General features: G+C 59.8%; 14 protein-coding genes and 1 pseudogene. 7 read left to right on the top strand and 8 right to left on the bottom strand.

Annotated elements, in window-relative coordinates; translation table 11 throughout:
• Window positions 1-46: 46 nt before the first annotated feature.
• Window positions 47-814, bottom strand: a pseudogene (locus FFH90_RS30800) (MCP four helix bundle domain-containing protein); the annotation flags it as partial.
• A 97-nt stretch (window positions 815-911) separates the two neighbouring features.
• Window positions 912-2,249, bottom strand: a complete 1,338-nt coding sequence (locus FFH90_RS26805; protein ID WP_018925801.1) for an MFS transporter — start codon at window positions 2,247-2,249, stop codon at window positions 912-914.
• 490 nt (window positions 2,250-2,739) lie between these two features.
• Here FFH90_RS26805 and quiC point away from each other — a divergent pair, with 490 nt between their 5' ends.
• Window positions 2,740-4,641 carry a 3-dehydroshikimate dehydratase QuiC gene (gene quiC, locus FFH90_RS26800; protein ID WP_111454223.1) on the top strand — a complete coding sequence of 634 codons (1,902 nt, stop codon included), beginning with the start codon at window positions 2,740-2,742 and terminating at the stop codon, window positions 4,639-4,641.
• A 103-nt stretch (window positions 4,642-4,744) separates the two neighbouring features.
• On the top strand, window positions 4,745-5,422 hold the full coding sequence (locus FFH90_RS26795) for a TetR/AcrR family transcriptional regulator (RefSeq protein WP_018925803.1): 678 nt from the start codon (window positions 4,745-4,747) through the stop codon (window positions 5,420-5,422).
• Window positions 5,423-5,475: 53 nt separating this feature from the next.
• On the opposite strand, the gene FFH90_RS26790 is transcribed toward FFH90_RS26795, so the two are convergent.
• The 3 genes from FFH90_RS26790 to FFH90_RS26780 form a co-directional block, all read right to left on the bottom strand.
• On the bottom strand, window positions 5,476-6,330 hold the full coding sequence (locus FFH90_RS26790) for a shikimate dehydrogenase (RefSeq protein WP_018925804.1): 855 nt from the start codon (window positions 6,328-6,330) through the stop codon (window positions 5,476-5,478).
• A gap of 5 nt (window positions 6,331-6,335) precedes the next feature.
• The gene (aroQ, locus tag FFH90_RS26785) at window positions 6,336-6,776 is read right to left on the bottom strand and encodes a type II 3-dehydroquinate dehydratase (RefSeq protein WP_007937291.1); all 441 of its coding nucleotides are present in this window, start codon (window positions 6,774-6,776) and stop codon (window positions 6,336-6,338) included.
• Window positions 6,777-6,906: 130 nt separating this feature from the next.
• The gene (locus FFH90_RS26780) at window positions 6,907-7,818 is read right to left on the bottom strand and encodes a LysR family transcriptional regulator (protein WP_018925805.1); all 912 of its coding nucleotides are present in this window, start codon (window positions 7,816-7,818) and stop codon (window positions 6,907-6,909) included.
• A 285-nt stretch (window positions 7,819-8,103) separates the two neighbouring features.
• Here FFH90_RS26780 and FFH90_RS26775 point away from each other — a divergent pair, with 285 nt between their 5' ends.
• On the top strand, window positions 8,104-8,532 hold the full coding sequence (locus FFH90_RS26775) for a hypothetical protein (RefSeq protein ID WP_026346000.1): 429 nt from the start codon (window positions 8,104-8,106) through the stop codon (window positions 8,530-8,532).
• Window positions 8,529-8,975: a DUF2442 domain-containing protein gene (locus FFH90_RS26770; protein WP_018925807.1), complete on the top strand. Its 447-nt coding sequence runs from the start codon at window positions 8,529-8,531 to the stop codon at window positions 8,973-8,975. Before FFH90_RS26775 ends, FFH90_RS26770 begins: the two co-directional genes overlap by 4 nt.
• A gap of 52 nt (window positions 8,976-9,027) precedes the next feature.
• On the opposite strand, the gene trmA is transcribed toward FFH90_RS26770, so the two are convergent.
• Entirely contained in the window at window positions 9,028-10,107 is a 1,080-nt protein-coding gene (gene trmA / locus FFH90_RS26765) for a tRNA (uridine(54)-C5)-methyltransferase TrmA (protein ID WP_138866340.1), read from the bottom strand.
• Window positions 10,104-11,399 (bottom strand): NCS2 family permease, encoded by a 1,296-nt coding sequence (locus tag FFH90_RS26760; protein WP_018925809.1) that lies wholly within the window; start codon window positions 11,397-11,399, stop codon window positions 10,104-10,106. The genes trmA and FFH90_RS26760 overlap by 4 nt, the downstream gene beginning before the upstream one ends.
• 226 nt (window positions 11,400-11,625) lie before the next feature.
• On the opposite strand from FFH90_RS26760, the gene FFH90_RS26755 reads away from it, so the two are divergent.
• Entirely contained in the window at window positions 11,626-12,081 is a 456-nt protein-coding gene (locus FFH90_RS26755; protein WP_138866339.1) for a DUF4879 domain-containing protein, read from the top strand.
• 67 nt (window positions 12,082-12,148) lie between these two features.
• The gene (locus tag FFH90_RS26750) at window positions 12,149-12,700 is read left to right on the top strand and encodes a DJ-1 family glyoxalase III (RefSeq protein ID WP_138866338.1); all 552 of its coding nucleotides are present in this window, start codon (window positions 12,149-12,151) and stop codon (window positions 12,698-12,700) included.
• A 9-nt stretch (window positions 12,701-12,709) separates the two neighbouring features.
• Here the strand turns inward: FFH90_RS26750 and FFH90_RS26745 are convergent, their stop codons facing one another.
• Window positions 12,710-13,948, bottom strand: coding sequence for an MFS transporter (locus FFH90_RS26745; RefSeq protein ID WP_019650936.1), 1,239 nt, complete (start codon window positions 13,946-13,948; stop codon window positions 12,710-12,712).
• Window positions 13,949-14,474: 526 nt separating this feature from the next.
• Here FFH90_RS26745 and FFH90_RS26735 point away from each other — a divergent pair.
• Entirely contained in the window at window positions 14,475-15,914 is a 1,440-nt protein-coding gene (locus FFH90_RS26735) for a cytochrome ubiquinol oxidase subunit I (protein ID WP_018925813.1), read from the top strand.

Genomic DNA, 15,914 nt, shown 5'->3' with positions numbered 1-15,914 from the left:
ATTGAGTCGACGTGCCGCTGATCAGTTGCAGGGTTTCCCGCAGGCTGGTCTGCATAGCTGACAGGGCCTTGAGCAAGCGTGCGGTTTCATCGGCGCCGTGGCTGCGGATCGGTTGACTCAGGTCACCGGCGGCCACTTGCTCGGCCACGTCGACCGCCTGACGGATCGGCAGGACGATGCTGCGAATCAACAGCCAGGCCAGGCACAGGGTCAGGAGCGCGACCGCTATCAGCGCACCGATCACGGTGATTTTTACCTGGTTGTAGAGCGAGTCAGCCTGGTTGGCTGACAGGCTGACTTCGTTGGCGGAAAGCGCCATCAATTCGGCGAACTGGTCACCGGTCTGGGTCGAGTAGTCCTGGATTTTTCCATTGAGCAACGCGGTCATTTCTTCGCTGCGGTTCTCCCGCGACAGCGCTTCGTATTGCGCCAGCGCCTGGCGGTAGCTGGTGACGGTGGCGACGAACTTTTCGTACGGCCCCCGGTTGTAATCACCGACCAGCGGAGTGAATTTTTCCAGCGTCTCTGCAAGCCAACCCTGCACTTGGTGCAGGCGTGTGACGGTGGCATCGAGCACCTTTGGATCGCGGTTGAGCGCCATGCGCAGGCTGAGCACGCGAATACTCAGGATGTAGTCGCGGATTTCACCCAGGTGGCGAATGCTGGGCAGGGAGACGTTTTCAGTGTGCTGGCCGGTGGCGCGAACCTGCGCGACCTGTTTAAGGGCGAACAGCCCCTGCAACAGGACCAGCAGGGCGATGACGCCGAAGCTGATCACGGCACGTTTGGCGATGCTCAAGTTACCTGGCGACATGGTGTGCCTCTGTGGCTGTGAGAAAAAAAGGGTGAAATGGATAAATCGCGGCCATAAAAAAACGCAGGCCCGGGATCAGGCCTGCGTTTGCGGTGTATCAATCTTTTACGGTCGGAATCTTGCGCGGTGCCATGAAGTACATCCAGGTCAGCGCGATGAAGTACATCGCCGGAATGATGGTGAACAACACGGTGTAGTTGTTGTTGGTGATGGTCAGAATGTGGCCGACCAACTGGGTCATGAACATCCCGCCGATCGCCGCGCACATGCCGCCGAAGCCGAACACCGTACTCATCATGTGTTTAGGCGTGTAGTCCATCACCAGACTCCAGATGTTCGCGGTCCAGGCCTGGTGCGCGCCGATGGCCAGGGAGATGGCGAACACCGCGAGCCACAGGCTGCTCGAACCGGCGGCCATGACCACGCCGATGATGCAGCAGGCGAACAGGAACATGGACATCAGTCGGGCCTTGATCGGGTTGATCCCGCGACCGATCAGGAACGAAGACAGGATCCCGCCGCCGACGCTGCCGAAGTCAGCCGTGAGGTAGATGATGATCAGCGGAATACCCATCTGGGTCACGTTGATCCCCAGGTTGTATTGCTGATTGAGGAACGGCGGCAGCCAGTACAGGTAGAACCAGAACACCGGCGCGGTGATCGAGTAGGCGAGGGCGAAGGCCCAGGTACCACGCATGCGCAGGATTCGCGAGAACGGTACGCGGGATTGTTCCGGTTCGACTTCCTTCTGGATGTAGTCCAGTTCCGATTGTTTAACGCTCGGGTGATCTTCCGGGTTGAAGTACTTCAGGCCCCAGAACAGCAACCAGATGCCGCCCAGCGCCGCCATGCACAGGAACGCGGCTTGCCAGCCCCAGGCGTGAAGAATCAGTGGCAGCAGCATCGGTGTGAACATCGCACCGACGTTGGTCCCGGCGTTGAAAATACCGGTGGCCACGGCGCGCTCGCCAGCCGGGAACCACAACCGGGTGGTTTTTACGCAGGCCGGATAGTTGGCGGCTTCGGTCAGACCGAGAATGAACCGGCAGACCATGAAACCCGCCGCCGAAGTGGCCAGGCCATGAGCGCCGGTGGCCAGGCTCCAGAGCAGTACCGCGAAGAAGAACACGCGCTTCACGCCGACCCGGTCGATCAACCGGCCTTGCAGCACGAAACCGACGGCATAGCCGACCTGAAACCAGAAGTTGATGTTGGCGTAGTCCATCGCCGTCCAGCTCAGTTCCTTGGCCAGGATCGGCTGCATGACGCCCAGGGCGGCGCGGTCGATGTAGTTCAGGGTGGTGGCGAAAAATACCAGCGCCAGCATTCCCCAGCGGGTTTTGCCGACGGCCATGGCGCCGCGGATTTTGTCGCCGATGCCGCCAGTGGCGACGCTTTGGGCCGAAGCCACGCGAGAGCTTTGAGAAGGAAACATGTGTGTGCCATCCGTTCAATGACTGACAAGCGAGGCTTGTCGGGACTTCAAGGGCGCGTGATCAATCGATGGCGACGGGCGCGGGTGAGATTGATCGGCTGAGGTGTTCTCGTCAGGCGACGACAACGTTTTATTCAGCGAGCGGCGCAGTTCGGCCGAGTGGGCGCAAGGTTCGGATGGACACCAGGTCTGGCGTGAGATCGGTGGAGCAAGCAAACAAGGCGTTGAATGAGCGCATGAGCGTGTACCCGTTTTTTGAAATTTTTATGTGGTGTTCAGGGTCTTTGGTAACCGAGTCCATGGGGTCGTGACCGGACTCAATGTGGTGTCGATGGTGCGCAGTGGACGAAAAATCGTCAATTCGCCAACCGCCATTGTGTTCGATAATCGCCCGCAAAACTAACCGGGTAGTACACTTTGAATTGCTGTGCGGATTCGTCAAGCCAATAATTTGCCCAACAAGAATGTCCCCACCACCGGGAGTCGACACATGCAGCGTTCCATTGCCACCGTTTCCTTGAGCGGTACCCTGCCGGAAAAACTAGAAGCCATCGCCGCCGCCGGTTTTGACGGGGTGGAAATTTTCGAGAACGACCTTCTCTACTACGACGGCAGCCCACGGGAAATCAGGCAGATGTGCGCTGATCTCGGGATCGCGATCACACTGTTCCAACCCTTTCGGGATTTCGAAGGTTGCCGCCGCGATCGCCTGCCGCGCAATCTGGAGCGGGCCGAGCGCAAGTTCGATTTGATGCAAGAGCTGGGCACCGACCTGGTGCTGGTGTGCAGCAACGCCTCGGCCGACTCCATCGGCGATGAGCAGATCCTGGTCGACGACTTGCGCCTGCTCGCCGAACGGGCCGGCGCTCGTGGTTTGCGGATCGGTTACGAAGCGCTGGCCTGGGGCCGCCACGTGAACACGTATCAACAGGTGTGGAACATCGTTCGCCAGGCCGATCATCCGAACCTCGGCGTGTTGCTGGACAGTTTCCATACGCTGTCGCTCAAGGGCGACCCGACGGCGATCGCCGAGATTCCCGGTGACAAGATCTTCTTCGTGCAAATGGCCGATGCACCGATCCTGGCCATGGACGTGCTGGAGTGGAGCCGGCATTTCCGTTGTTTCCCCGGCCAGGGCGAGTTCGATCTGCCGGGGTTCCTCGCGCCGATTATCAAGAGCGGCTATACAGGCCCGCTGTCGCTGGAGATCTTCAACGACGGTTTCCGCGCCGCGCCACCCCGGGCCAACGCCGCCGACGGCTTGCGTTCGTTGCTGTACCTGGAAGAGAAAACCCGCCAGCGCCTGGAACAGGAAGCTGCGCCTGTGGCCAATCGCGACATTCTGTTCGATACCCCAGGCGCCAGCGAATACAACGGCATCGAGTTTCTTGAGTTCGCCGTGGACGAAAGCCTCGGCGCGAAGTTGTCCCATTGGCTGGAGCGGCTGGGTTTCGTCAAGGCCGGACAGCACCGTTCCAAGAGTGTCAGCCTGTTGCGTCAGGGCGATATCAACCTGATCCTCAACTCCGAACCTTATTCCTTCGCCCACAGTTTTTTCGAGGCCCATGGGCCATCGCTGTGCGCCACCGCCGTGCGGGTCAAGGACAGCGCCAGTGCGTTGGCCCGAGCCGTAGCTTACAAAGGCCAGCCGTATCGCGGGCTGGTAGGCCCCAATGAGCTGGAACTCGCCGCCGTGCGTGCGCCGGACGGCAGTCTGATTTACCTGGTGGACCAGGACGCCGACGTCTATGGCACCGACTTCAATCTGCAACCGGCGGCCGTGGCCAGCGGTGGTCTCAAGCGCATCGACCACATGGCCATGGCACTGCCCGCCGACAGTCTCGACAGCTGGGTGTTGTTCTATAAAAGCCTGCTGGATTTCGAAGCCGACGATGAAGTGGTGCTGCCCGACCCGTATGGTCTGGTGAAGAGCCGTGCCTTGCGCAGCCGTTGCAGTTCGATCCGCCTGCCGCTGAACATTTCCGAGAATCGCAACACCGCGATCTCACACGCACTGTCGAGTTATCGCGGTTCCGGCGTGCATCACATCGCTTTCGATTGTGATGACATCTTTGCCGAAGTCAGCCGTGCCAAGGAGGCGGGCGTGCCGCTGCTGGATATCCCGCTCAACTACTACGATGACCTCGCCGCACGCTTCGATTTCGACGACGAATTCCTCAGCGAGCTAGCGTATTTCAACGTGCTCTACGACCGCGATGCCCAGGGCGGCGAGCTGTTTCACGTGTACACCGAGCCGTTCGAAGGGCGTTTTTTCTTTGAAATCATCCAGCGCAAAAACGGCTATGCGGGTTACGGCGCTGCCAACGTAGCCGTGCGACTGGCGGCCATGGCCAAATCCCGAAGTGGTGGCGTACGTCAGACAAAGTTGTAGGAAAATCGTAAACACGGGTACAAAACCGCTGCCGCGTGGCTTCCTTCACTGTGCGCAGCGGCCCATAATCGCCTACTTGTGCAGTGATGGCCGTGAGCCCGCAATGACAATAATTTCAAAACTCTCCGTAGCGCCCGAAAAGCCAATTGCCGAGCCTCGCAAGAGTCGCAAGAACAACCCGGAAAAAACCCGCGAGAACATCCTTCAAGAGGCCATTGTCGAGTTCGTCCAGCAGGGGCTTTCCGGTGCGCGCGTCGATGCGATTGCCGAGCGCATCCACACCTCCAAACGCATGATCTATTACTACTTCGGCAGTAAGGAACAGCTCTATGTCGAGGTGCTGGAAAAACTCTACGGAGATATCCGCAGCACCGAAAGTCGCTTGCACCTGGCCGAGCTGGCGCCGGTGGAGGCGATTCGGCGGTTGGTGGAATTCACCTTCGACCACCATGATCGCAACGTTGATTTCGTGCGTATCGTCTGCATCGAGAACATTCACAACGCCGAGTATGTGAAGCGCTCCGATGCGATCAAGGCGATGAACAACACCATCCTCGATTCACTGGGCGAGATTTTGCGTCGCGGGGCCGCAGAGGGTGTATTCCGCGCCGGCCTCGATCCGCTGGATGTGCACCTGCTGATCAGTTCGTTTTGCTTCTATCGCGTGTCGAACCGTCATACCTTCGGTGAGATCTTTCAGATCGACTTGCCGGACGAAAGTATCAAGCAGCGTCATCGGGAGATGATCTGCGAGTCGGTGTTGCGGTATCTGCAGGCCTGACGCCTTCGCAGGCAAGCCTCGCTCCTACGGACGATGCTTGCCTGCGAAGCTTTTCAACCATTCATGCTCTGAAAATGCTCCAGCATCCGCTGGGCATCCGGCACCACGCCGCTGAATAATTCAAACGCCTTCACCGCCTGAAACACCGCCATGTTGCCGCCGTCCAGGGTTCGGCAACCCAGCGCGCGAGCATTGCGCAGCAGTTCGGTTTCCAGCGGGAAGTAAACGATCTCCGCCACCCACAACTGCGGCCGAAGCAGTTCTACCGGCACCGGCATGCCAGGCAGCTTTTTCATGCCCATGGGCGTGGTATTCACCAGTCCATCAGCCTGACCCAGCGTCCCCGGCAAGTCATGACCGGCCACGGCGCGGCCAAAACCGAAATGCTGATTGAGGTTGTCCGCCAAAGACTGAGCCCGGCTGTGATCCACATCGAAAATGCTCAGCAGTTGTACGCCTTCGCTCAATAACGCGTGGGCCACCGCTGCGCCTGCGCCACCGGCGCCCATTTGCACCACTCGTTCACGGGCAACGTCCTGCAGGCCGCGACGAAACCCTTCGGCGAAGCCCAGGCAATCGGTGTTGTGGCCGATGCGTTTCCCGTCCTTCAACACCACCGTGTTCACCGCGCCAATGCCGCGGGCTTCCGGAGACAATTCGTCGAGCAACGGGATGATTGTCTGCTTGCACGGGAAGGTGATGTTCAGCCCGGTGAAATTCATCCGCTCGGCGGCCATCAGCAGGTCGGGCAGGGCGCCGCTGTCGAGTTTCAGCTGATCCAGGTCGATCAGTCGATACAGGTAGCGCAGACCCTGCGCATCGCCTTCGTGCTCGTGCAGCGCCGGAGTGCGGGAAGCCTGAATGCCGGCGCCGATCAGCCCGGCCAATACCACGGTGTTCTGTGTCATCACGCTTAACCTTTCAAACGTTGGCTGAAATGCTCCAGCGCCAAACGATAGCCGTGGCTGCCGAAACCGCACATCACCGCCGTGGCGATGGACGAGACAAAGGAGTGATGCCGGAAGGGTTCGCGGGCATGGACGTTGGACAGGTGCACTTCGATCACGGGCAGTTCGCTGGCGACCAGCGCATCGCGAATGGCGACCGAGGTGTGGGTCCAGGCAGCCGGATTGATGACGATCCCGGCGCAGCGGCCACGGGCGGCATGAATCCAGTCGAGCAGTTCGCCTTCATGGTTGGTCTGGCGAAACTCCACCTTCAGGCCGAACTCTTCGGCGGCGCGACCGCACAGCGCTGAAATATCCGCCAGGGTTTCGTGGCCATAAGTCGCCGGTTCACGGGTACCGAGCAGGTTCAGGTTCGGGCCGTTGAGCACCAGAACGATAGGGGACATCGGGTCTCTCCACTTATTATTGTTGGCATTGGCCGAGGGTCTCAGCCTGTGGAGATAAATTGTACTAACTGGTTAATAAGGTCAATTGTGGAGGCGCCGGCCCTGGATTATCTGTGCGGTGATCGAACATTCAGCGCGGAAGACGCTCAACCAGAAAATCGATAAACGCCCTGAGCCGCAACGGCACATGGCGGCTTTGCGGATACAGCAAAGTGAAGGGGCGGGAGCGCCCGCCATAGGGCTTGAGCACTTCCACCAGCGAGCCATCCGCCAGTTCGTTTTCGACGATGAAGCGATAGGTTTGAAACAGCCCGGCGCCGTGTTTCGCCAGCGTCACGCCGCCCAATACATCATCGGAACAGCAGTAATTACCTTCGGCCAAAATCTCCAGCGGCACGCCGTTATCGTTGAACAGCCAGGCAATCCGCCGCCCGCTGCTGGGTAGCTCGAACTGGATGCATTCGTGGTGCGCCAGGTCGTCCAGGGTTTGTGGCATGCCGGCACGCTTCAGATAGTCAGGGCTGGCGATCATCACCAGCGCGGCGTCTTCCAGTGGCCGGGCAATCAGTCCGGAGTCGGGAATCGCCCGCACACGGATGGCCATGTCATAGCCTTCGCCGACGAAATCGATGTTGCGATTGCTGATGTGCACCTCGACTTTCACGGCGGGAAAACGCGCCCGGAACGCCGGCAGCAGCGGCAGGATGCGGTGGTGGGCATAGGTGGTGGGAATGCTGATACGCAAGGTGCCCGAGGGCTCCTGCTGTTGGCCCATGACTTCGCGCTGAGCCTCGACCAGTTGCGCAAGGGCCAGGCGACACTCCTCAAAATAGCGCCGGCCACTGTCGGTCAGCTTGACGCTGCGGGTGGTACGCGCGAATAGCCGCACACCCAGACGTTCTTCCATCCGCGACACCGAGCGGCTGACCGCGGCCGGGGTCACACCCGCCACCAGGGCCGCGGCGGTAAAGCTGCCCGCTTCGGCGGCCAGGCAAAACAGTTCGATGCTGCCGAGCTGAAGATCGTCGAAATGTCGCTGCATGATTGATTACACCAAGAATCAAATGGGATGCCTGAGGTGGTATTTATCAAATGCAGGCGTACAAATACAGGATTCGTTTCAACCACCAGCGCCGTTGAGTTCGTCACCGGCCAGATATTGGCAGTGAAAGGATTGCTTACTCTTTTTTGCCCTGATTGGCAGGGGGCAGTCGACCTGAAACGCTAGGCTCAAACGTGGTCAGCTGATCGAACGGTTAGCGCCAGTTATCGGATTTTTCAAGGAATGGCGAATCTTCGGATTCTATAACCTAACGGATGGGTTAGCATGAATGTATGCCGCTACAAGGGATTGTCACTGGTAGTCATGTTGCGTGACGAGCATTGCCCACCACACGTTCACGTCGATGGAGGCACATGGAGCGCACGCTTTCGGTTCAGCTTCTGGCACAACGGCGTAGAGCTCTGGGATGTCATTCCTCATTCGCATAGACCTCCTCTGGCCATGCTGGAGGGGTTACGCCAGGCGCTCAGGCAACCTGCCCATTTGCGGCGAGCCCGTGGCATCTGGTGGAGCAAATTGCAGACGGCCTGCCTCGACAATCAGTTATGGGATTGGCAGGGCAATGAAGTGGTCGTGATGAAGAGGGTTGCCAGCACGACTTACATGATTGGTTCGGCTCGCTATGAGCCTGAAGGAAACAAGACCTTATTGACGCTGATGGGAGCACCGGAGGGCGTGGAGATCGAATTATGAAAACGATAAGTGCAAAAATGCAGGTAGATCACCCTGTGACCGAAGGCGTTTTGGACGAAGCGATCGAGAGTGGCGAGTTACGCCGTCGCAGTGGATTGAACGCAACGACGGTGATCTTTCTCGATCCATGTCTCGCCGTCGGTTTCGAGGATGGCAGCGGTGTGTTGTTGCCAGTGAAAAACTATCCAGAGTTCGATGGTTTTGAGACCGAGGATTTCGCCGGTTTGAAAATCGGTTTCGCCGGAGCCGCGCTTTTTCATGAAGACAAGGATCTGCAGGTCTCCATCGCCGGTTTGATTTCGGCGAGCAAACCGCTGATGGATATGGCGGCCTCGGTGGTCGCCTCGCGCAATGGCCGTCAGAGCAGCACCGCCAAAGCCGAGGCAGCTCGGGCCAACGGCAAGAAGGGCGGTCGCCCACGCAAGGTCGATGCGGCTCTTTGATCGCCCACAAAAAAGCCGTCCCGAGGACGGCTGATCTGTGTAACGGTTGCAATCAACGACGGGTCAACAACACTCCGGATTCCATGTGATGGGTCCACGGGAACTGGTCGAACATCGCGCATTGAGTAATGCGGTGAGTGTCGTTTAGTTGGGCGATGTTGGCCGCGAGGGTTTCCGGGTTGCAGGAGATGTAGAGGATGTTGTCGAAGCGCCGGGTCAGTACGCAAGTATCCGGGTCCATGCCGGCGCGGGGCGGATCGACGAACACGCTACCGAACTCGTAGCTCTTGAGGTCGATGCCGTGCAGGCGACGGAACGGGCGAACTTCGTTCAGGGCTTCGGTCAATTCTTCGGCAGACAAACGCACCAGCGTGACGTTATCCACCGCGTTTTCGCTCAGGTTGCTGAGCGCTGCGTTGACCGAGGTCTTGCTGATTTCGGTGGCCAGCACTTTGCGCACGCGCGTAGCGAGCGGCAAAGTGAAGTTGCCGTTGCCGCAATACAGCTCCAGCAAGTCGTCGGAACGATCGCCAAGGGCGTCATACGCCCAGTTGAGCATCTTCTGGTTCACCGTGCCGTTGGGTTGGGTGAACGCGCCTTCCGGCTGGCGATAGCTGAAGGTGCGGCCGCCGACTTCAAGTTGCTCGACCACGTAATCGTGACCGATCACTTCGCGTTTGCCCTTCGAGCGACCGATGATGCTGACGTTCAGGTCGGCTGCCAGCTTCGACGCCGCCGCGTGCCAGTGCTCGTCCAGCGGGCGGTGGTAGCACAGGGTGATCATCGCATCGCCGGCCAGCGTGGTCAGGAACTCCACTTGGAACAGTTTGTGGCTCAGGGCAGCACTCGCTTGCCACGCCGCCTTGAGCTGCGGCATCAACTGGTTGATGCGCAGGCTTGCGATCGGGAACTCTTCGATCAGGATCGGCGTGCGCTTGTCTTCCTGGGAAAACATTGCGTAGTGGCGCTCGCCGGCTTCACGCCACAGGCGGAATTCGGCACGCAGGCGGAAGTTTTTCAGCGGCGAATCGAACACCGCAGGCTCGGGCGCACCGAACGGGGTCAGCAGATCACGCAGGCGCGTGACCTTTTCTTCGAGCTGAACGGCGTAGGCCTGGGAATCAAAAGTCATGCGTTGAACCAACCTAACTTGATCACGAACAGAATCGACAGAACCACCAACGCCGAGTTCAGCTCACGGCCACGGCCGGACAGCAACTTGATGGCGGTCCAGGAAATGAATCCGAACGCGATACCGTTGGCGATGGAGTAAGTGAATGGCATAGCCAGCGCGGTGACTACCACTGGCGCGGCAACGGTGATGTCGTCCCAGTCTATTTCCGCCAGCCCCGAGGTCATCAATACGGCGACGAACAGCAAGGCAGGTGCGGTGGCGAAGGCCGGTACGCTGGCGGCCAGTGGTGCGAAGAACAGCGCCAGCAGGAACAGAATCGCCACCACGACGGCGGTCAGGCCGGTGCGGCCACCGGCACTCACGCCGGCTGCGGATTCGATATAGCTGGTGGTGGTCGAGGTGCCCAGCAACGAACCGGCCATGGCCGCGGTGCTGTCGGCGATCAGGGCACGACCCATTTTCGGCATGTGGCCGTCCTTGCCCATCAGGCCGGCGCGCTTGGCGACGCCGATCAGGGTGCCGGAGTTGTCGAATAGATCGACAAAGAGGAACGCGAAGATCACGCTGACCAGACCGATGTCCAGTGCGCCTTTGATGTCCAGTTGCAGGAAGGTCGGTGCCAGCGACGGTGGCATCGACATCACGCCGCCGAACGGGCTGAAGCCCAGCAGGATGGAAACGATGGTCACCGACAGAATGCCGATCAGCACCGCACCGCGCACTTTCAGGGCCTCCAGGGCAACGATCAGGGCAAAGCCCAGGGTTGCGAGGATCGGCGCCGGTTGCTTCAGGTCGCCGAGGCCGACCATGGTCGCCGGGTTGCTGACGACGATGCCAGCGTTGTGCAGGGCGATCAGTGCCAGGAACAGGCCGATGCCGGCGGCAATCGCCGAACGTAGCGCCAACGGGATGCTGTTGATGATCCATTCACGGATGCGGAAAATCGACAGCAGGAAAAACATCACCGCCGAGAGGAATACCGCACCCAGCGCCACTTGCCAGGTGTGGCCCATGTGCAGGACCACGGTGTAGGTGAAGAAGGCGTTCAGGCCCATGCCCGGTGCCAGCGCGATCGGGTAGTTGGCGATCAGGCCCATGGTCGTCGAGCCGATGGCGGCTGCCAGGCAGGTGGCGACAAACACCGCGCCTTTGTCCATGCCGGTCTCGCCGAGGATGCTCGGGTTGACGAACAGAATGTAGGCCATGGCCAAAAAGGTCGTGACGCCCGCCAGAATCTCGGTCCGCACGTTGGTGTTGTGTGCCTTGAGTTGAAACAGCCTTTCCAGCATGTCTGCTCCCCGTGGCGCGCCCGGCGCCGTGAATGTATCGACCTCAACAGCAAAGCACAGACCGCCGTAGGCGCCTGGGAATTTTCTGTGGGTCGGAAAAAGCCGCGCATCATACCAGCAGCGTGGAGCCATGGCTGCTTATGGCTGCGATCGTCGTCGATGTTTTGCCAAAAAGGGAACTGCGCCATACTGCGCGCTGTTTTTTTAGGGCAGGGAAGGGCGGAATATGAAGTACATGAGCACGCGCGTGGTTGCCGTATTCACGATGTTGATCGCGTTGTTCCTGGGTGCCCAAACCGCCTCGGCAGCGACGGCCCCACCACTGAGTCAGGTCAAGGTGCTCAAGGTCGAGTCGCCCAACTGTGGCTTTGAAGATATTGCGGACAAGCAGGAGCAGACCCGTTGCGATCACCAGGGGCCGAACATCAAGGTGTACGTGCTGGAAGTCGGTTACGGTCGCGAAGCCCATGTTGCCCTGGACGGTTTCGAAGTGGATGGCACCCGGACCCCTGTCTGTGCTTTTGATACCGGCAACCTGACCGAGTGCTCAGCCGGGAAAAAAACTGTCGGCTATCTGTACATCTTTAACCTGGCAGGCAAGCAGGACGGCATCTTCACATTCAGCAATACCTCCATCAACGCGCCGGGCAACACGATGTCGACGCAGCTTTACATCAAGTAACGGCCAGGCTCGAACAAGGGGCAGGAAAGCTGACTACGCTTTAAAGATCATTCTCTGGACCGCGCCCATGACCTTTAGAGCCCTGATTACCCTCGCCGAGGGCATCGACGATCTGCAAACCGTGACCCTGATCGATGTTCTGCGCCGCGCCAAGGTTGAAGTGGTGGTGGCCAGTATCGAGTCGCGGCGCATGCTGACCTGCGCTCGCGGCACCCGCCTGACCGCTGATGCGATGCTGGTCGATTTGCTGGCCCAACCCTTCGACTTGATCGTTTTGCCCGGCGGCGCCGTGGGGGCGCAGCATTTGGCGGCCCACCAACCCCTGCGACAATTGATCAAGGACCAGGTCGCCGCCGGACGCTTGTTCGCCGGCATTGCCGAAGCGCCGGCGCTGGCGCTGCAGACTTTTGGCGTGCTGCGTCAGCGGCGCATGACGTGCCTGCCTTCCGTCAGCCATCAATTGTCGGGCTGCAACTTCGTCGATCAACCGGTGGTGGTCGATGGCAACTGCATCACCGCCCAGGGTTCGGGCGCCGCGTTGGAGTTTGCGCTGACGCTGGTGGAGCAACTCTGCGGCAAAGCCACGCGGTCGACGGTGGCGGGGGAATTGCTGGTGTAGAAGACGGCTTCAGGCCCTGACCTCTTCCACCGGCACATGCATGCGGTCGCGGTTGGCCAGGGTCGGGAACAGTTTGACCCAGACCCCGGTCACCATCAGTGTGCCGATGCCGCCCATCACCACGGCCGGTACGGTGCCGAACCAGTGGGCCGTCAAGCCAGACTCGAATTCGCCGAGCTGATTCGAAGCACCGATGAACAAGCCATTCACGGCACTGACCCGGCCGCGCATCTCGTCCGGAGTTTCCAGCTGCACGAACGAGGCGCGGATCACCATGCTGATCATGTCTGCCGCGCCTAAAACCACCAACACAGCGAGAGAGAACCAGAACGAAGTCGACAGGCCGAAAGCGATGGTTGCCACGCCGAATACACCCACGGCGGTAAACATCACCCGTCCGACGTTGCGTTCCACGGCAAATCGCGCCAGAAACAGCGACATCAGCAGTGCGCCCACCGCCGGGGCCGAACGCAGCAGGCCCAGACCCCAAGGGCCGGTCAGCAGAATATCTTTGGCGAACACCGGCAGCAGCGCAGTCGCGCCACCCAGCAAGACGGCAAACAGATCCAGGGAAATCGCCCCGAGAATATCCGGACGGCTGCGAATGAAGCGGATGCCTGCGAGCAGCGAATCCAGGGTTGCCTTGCCCTTGTTCAACGGTGTCTGCCGAGCCGGTAGGTTAAGCATCAGCGCGCAGGCGATGAGGTAGAGGATCACCGTCGGGCCATACACCCAGACGCTGCCGAAGGCGTAAAGCAAACCGCCCAGCGCCGGGGCAACGATGGTGGCCGATTGCTGCGCAGATTGCGCGGCAGCAACCGCGCGCGGGAATAAGGCACTGGGGACGATGCTCGGCAGCAAGGCCTGGGTGGTTGGCATCTCGAAGGAGCGGGCGGCGCCGAGCAGGAATGCGAGGATGAAGATCATCTCCCGGGTGACATGGTCAGTCGCGCTGCCGATGGCCAGCGACAGGGCGATCAGCGCTTGCACGGACTGACAGATCGCCGCGACCTTGCGCCGGTCATAGCGATCCGCCACATGCCCGGTGTGCAGCATGAACAACACCCGCGGGGCAAATTCCACCAGACCCACCAGACCCAGATCGAGCACATTGCCGGTCAGTTGATACAGATTCCAGCCGATGGCCACGGTCAGCATTTGAAAACCGCTGGCGGTAAATACCCGAGCCAGCCAGAACGCAATAAAAGGGCGGTGATGACGTAACAGCAGGGGCGCTTGGCTGGGCATCTGAAGGCAAGTCTGGGTGAGGGGAAGGGCGAGATTATCACCAACCTGTAACCAGGAGTTGCGAGCACGGAAAATTTAGTTAGCTAGACACCGATCCCACAGAACATACAAATACCCTGTGGCGAGGGAGCTTGCTCCCGCTGGGATGCGAAGCAGCCCCGAACCTGCTACCCCATACCACAGGCACATCGCGTTACCCGGTTTTACGACTGCTGCGCAGCCGAGCGGGAGCAAGCTCCCTCGCCACAGGGAATTCATTGCAACGCATGACCAAACCCGTGAGGCAACCTGTCACGCGGCAATAGACCACACCGTCCATCGGCAAAAATGCGACTACTCTTTCAACGTTGCTTGATCCAGATCAAGACCCTTCGTGGAAATGATCCGGTGGCCAGATGGCCAGATTCCCTACGTTGTGATGATGGTAGAAAAAGAACGAGTTCAAATTCGCCACACTCCATAACCGTGGGGGCAGTGGGTGCAGGCCGCAAGCCTTCAGCCAGTATTACCTGACAGAGGAAGACTTATGTTCGGTTTGGAGGCGCTTGATCTCGCCCGGATTCAGTTCGCGTTCACCATTTCGTTCCACATCCTGTTCCCGGCCATCACCATTGGCCTGGCGAGTTACCTGGCGGTACTCGAAGGCCTGTGGCTGAAGACGCACAACGACACTTACCGCGATCTGTACCATTTCTGGTCGAAGATCTTTGCCGTCAACTTCGGCATGGGCGTGGTGTCCGGCCTGGTCATGGCCTATCAGTTCGGCACCAACTGGAGCCGCTTCTCGGATTTCGCCGGTTCCGTGACCGGGCCGTTGCTGACCTACGAGGTACTCACTGCGTTCTTCCTCGAAGCCGGCTTCCTCGGCGTCATGCTGTTCGGCTGGAACAGGGTCGGGCGCAAGCTGCACTTCTTCGCCACCGTCATGGTCGCCATCGGTACCCTGATCTCGACCTTCTGGATTCTCGCCTCCAACAGTTGGATGCAGACCCCGCAGGGCTACGAAATCGTCAACGGCCAAGTCATTCCAGTGGACTGGCTGGCGATCATTTTCAACCCGTCGTTCCCTTACCGCCTGATGCACATGGCCACGGCGGCGTTCGTCGCTACCGCCTTCTTCGTCGGTTCGTCGGCGGCCTGGCATTTGCTGCGCGGCAAGGACAACCCGGCCATCCGCACCATGCTCTCGATGGCCATGTGGATGGCACTGATCGTGGCGCCGATTCAGGCCGTCATCGGTGACTTCCACGGCCTCAATACCCTCGAGCACCAGCCGGCGAAAATCGCTGCGATTGAAGGTCACTGGGAAAATGTCGGCGATGAGCCGACCCCGTTGATCCTGTTCGGCTGGCCGGACATGAAAGCCGAAAAGACCAAATTCGCGGTCGAGATTCCGTACCTGGGCAGCTTGATCCTGACCCACACCCTGGACAAACAGGTGCCGGCGCTCAAGGAGTTCCCGCCTGAAGACCGGCCGAATTCGACCATCGTGTTCTGGTCGTTCCGGGTCATGGTCGGCCTGGGTTTCCTGATGATCTTCACCGGTTTGTGGAGCCTGTGGCTGCGCAAGCGCGACACGCTGTATACCTCGCGTCCGTTCCTGTACCTGGCGCTGTGGATGGGCCCATCCGGCCTGATCGCGATTCTCGCTGGCTGGTTCACCACTGAAATCGGCCGTCAACCGTGGGTGGTCTACGGCTTGATGCGCACGGCGGATGCGTCCTCCGGGCATAGCTTCGTGCAGATGAGCATCACCTTGATCATGTTCGTCGTGGTGTATTTCGCGCTGTTTGGTGCCGGTCTTGGTTACATGATGCGCCTGGTGCGCAAAGGGCCGAAGATCGACGAAGGCAAGGAAACCAACGAAGGCGGTCCTGGCCAGAAGCGCACGCCGGCCCGTCCGCTGTCCGCCGCCGACGACAACGGTGACGGCGATCACAACCACAGCCTGACCAAGGAGATTTGA

The organism is Pseudomonas sp. ATCC 43928 (assembly GCF_005938665.2).
Classification (GTDB): Bacteria; Pseudomonadota; Gammaproteobacteria; order Pseudomonadales; family Pseudomonadaceae; genus Aquipseudomonas.
The sequence above is the reverse complement of the archived record's forward strand: the minus strand, read 5'-3'. Positions and strand labels throughout refer to the sequence as shown.